This window comes from Gilliamella sp. wkB171 (assembly GCF_001693755.1).
Lineage (GTDB): Bacteria > Pseudomonadota > Gammaproteobacteria > Enterobacterales > Orbaceae > Gilliamella > Gilliamella apicola_F.
The window spans coordinates 1-2,452 of sequence record NZ_LYST01000027.1 but is presented as its reverse complement, the minus strand read 5'-3'; the positions used below and the strand labels follow the sequence as shown (position 1 = coordinate 2,452).

At 37.5% G+C, this 2,452-nt stretch carries 4 protein-coding genes and 1 pseudogene; 2 read left to right on the top strand and 3 right to left on the bottom strand.

The genetic code is table 11. The features are described 5' to 3' along the window. A partial coding sequence (locus tag A9G03_RS02810; RefSeq protein WP_143425812.1) for a hypothetical protein occupies positions 1 to 205 on the bottom strand: 205 nt, incomplete at its 3' end. Here A9G03_RS02810 and A9G03_RS12810 point away from each other — a divergent pair. Together A9G03_RS12810 and A9G03_RS12300 are read left to right on the top strand one after the other, a co-directional pair. After that, a pseudogene (locus A9G03_RS12810) lies at positions 159 to 293 on the top strand (helix-turn-helix domain-containing protein); the annotation flags it as partial. The gene A9G03_RS02810 and the pseudogene A9G03_RS12810 overlap by 47 nt on opposite strands. 122 nt (positions 294 to 415) lie before the next feature. Continuing rightward, positions 416 to 631 carry a type I toxin-antitoxin system SymE family toxin gene (locus tag A9G03_RS12300; protein WP_257006520.1) on the top strand — a complete coding sequence of 72 codons (216 nt, stop codon included), beginning with the start codon at positions 416 to 418 and terminating at the stop codon, positions 629 to 631. Positions 632 to 709: 78 nt separating this feature from the next. Here the strand turns inward: A9G03_RS12300 and A9G03_RS02800 are convergent, their stop codons facing one another. After that, entirely contained in the window at positions 710 to 1,021 is a 312-nt protein-coding gene (locus tag A9G03_RS02800; RefSeq protein WP_065798355.1) for a hypothetical protein, read from the bottom strand. Beyond that, positions 1,018 to 2,452: VENN motif pre-toxin domain-containing protein (locus tag A9G03_RS02795; RefSeq protein ID WP_082209388.1), on the bottom strand; the 1,435-nt coding region annotated here is incomplete at its 5' end. The genes A9G03_RS02795 and A9G03_RS02800, both read right to left, overlap by 4 nt.

The window sequence follows — 2,452 nt, the reverse complement described above, 5'->3', positions numbered from 1 at the left end:
CCGCTGAATGCGTTATCGATTGTTCATTGTCTTTTTTATTATAACCGGCTGGCATTGATGGCATGCCAATGGTGCTGACGCCAACACTGCTGCTACTGACTTTATAATCCGCTTTATTTTCGATATGATTTTGATTAGTGGATAGTTGAAAAAGCGAGGAACTAAATCCACCGGACGAACTTAAGCTTAAGTTTGAGGTGGTCAAGCAGATGACTGCTGACGAGCAGAAGTCAATAAAAGAGATTTTAGACGCTATGATTTTAAAACATCAGGCTAAGCAGTTGATTGGTTAATTAAAACTGAGCGAGCTAAACAAGAGAAGTAACACAACACAGTAAATAATAGCGCAGATTAACGGTGTGCCACCACAGCTAACCACAACTAACTATTACGGAGTTAACTATAACTAAGACATATATTAACCTACAATCCAACCACAGACAAAGCATCACAACCCACTGAGCGGTTTTATACCGTGGGTTACATGCCACAAGGCACAAAACTCAATCTCAGATCACAACTGACCATTAAAGGCAGGTGGCTGGAGCAGATAGGGTTTTATGTAGGCTGCCCTGTTATCGTTAAGATTGAACAGGGCAAGTTGATTATTGAACTGGCGATGCAGATCTAAAAGTTGATAAACAATTTGCTCAGGTCTACATTATACTAAAACCAAGTTTTTTATACTAGGATTTGTGGGTCAGTATAACTATTTTAACAATATTTCTGGTGTAGCAAATCCTGTTTTTATATCAATATTGTATTGCCCACCATCCCACCTATAAGCCTTAAATTCACCATCTTTTTCATAAATATTAGTAAAGCTATCACCAAATTTGTCATTTTTTGAACAAATACGCCATATAACTTCACCACTAGAATTAATCATAAAAACATTTCTTGAAATTTCTAAAGGCTTTTTTTTAAATATAACATCACAGCCGTCTATTAATACTAGTTGTAAATTATTATTTATATTAATAGCTTTATTTATTATTTTTTTATCAATACTTTTTATCATTTTAGTGGTCTCGTATTATGAAAATTTTCAAGTGGTATTTTATCTATTAATTGATATTGAGTTCCCCCTTTATTTGGGGCACCAAAATTGGGCTGAGGCGCAACTCTACCGACTTGTAATCTCGTTCCTGAAGGTACTTTAACATCAGAAATAAATGTTGGTATTGTAGGTAAAGCCAAATGTTGTTGTATTTGTTGTGGTGTCATACCTTTGATTTCATCAGCCCTAACTATAAATTGACCTGCAACGTTATCATTTGTATGAACACGCACAAAGTTAAGTTCACTAGCCGCAGTAAACTGTCGTACCTGAGTTGATGAATCATATGGAGCACTCCATCCTCTTTCAATAAATGGTTTATTTGCTTCTCCTGCACTAATTGTTTTAACATCTTTTATTTGAGTTGATGTTAGACCCGTTCCCTTTCCAGCATTTAATTCTTGCTTAAATGCATTATATTCATTAATCGCCTTTTCTGCTTTAGCTAAATCTACCGCACTTATTTTACCGTTAACAATGCCTACGCCTTTTACACCATAATATAATGAAATTACATCCGCTATTTTTTGTGTATACATGGCAAATTTAAATTTAGATGCCGCTTCCTCATAACTAATATTATTTTCTTTGGCATAGTTATTAATCGCATAACTCCACTCATCTGGGGTGTAACGATTTAAATAGCCGATAATTTTATTATAGTCATCTTGTAAATATTCACTGTAAGGGTAGCGTCCAAAATAAATTTCATATTCGTCTTTAAAGGCTCTGAGTTTAGCTAATTGAGCACCACAAGCAGCAGTAGTATTATTACCGCTACCGGCGCAAGCATCCAAAAATGCCTTATCATCTTTCTCATCAAGCTCATTAATCTGTTTTAATTTATCTAAATAATATGCTCTTTCTTCATCCGTCATTTCTGTGAAAGAAAGCTTACCTTCGATTCCTTTTTTCTGCCATGAATCATCACGACTTAAAGCATTATTCTCAACCGCATTTTTACCACCAGCAATAGCGGTATTAATATCCTGAGCATCACCACCTAATGCGGCAATAGTCAGACCGGTGGCCAGTTGGGCGAGTGCGCTGACTTGTTGTTTTTCATCCTGATTTAATTCATCTATACTTTTATTCGGATAAAGAATACTGGCAATGACTCCTGCGCCTCGCTCACTGACCGCTGCACCAACTCCGCCAACAACAGCTGAGTTACCTTGTAGCTCGGCAACCACGGCCCCAAGGATGGCATGACTGATAGTGTTAGCGACCTTATTGTCACCGGTTTGCTGCTTGATTATTGTGGCCAGTTTTGGTGCCAATGCACCAGCTACCGCACCGGTCATGTCGCCGGTGATTAAGCCATTGATGATATTAATCGCCATGTCGATGCCTTGACGGGTATTACTTCCCATCGCTGACATGCCTTCATTC

Coding starts and splice junctions, on each gene's coding strand:
- A9G03_RS02800 (WP_065798355.1), bottom strand. CDS start 1,021: ATGATAAAAAGTATTGATAAAAAAATAATAAATAAAGCTATTAATATA.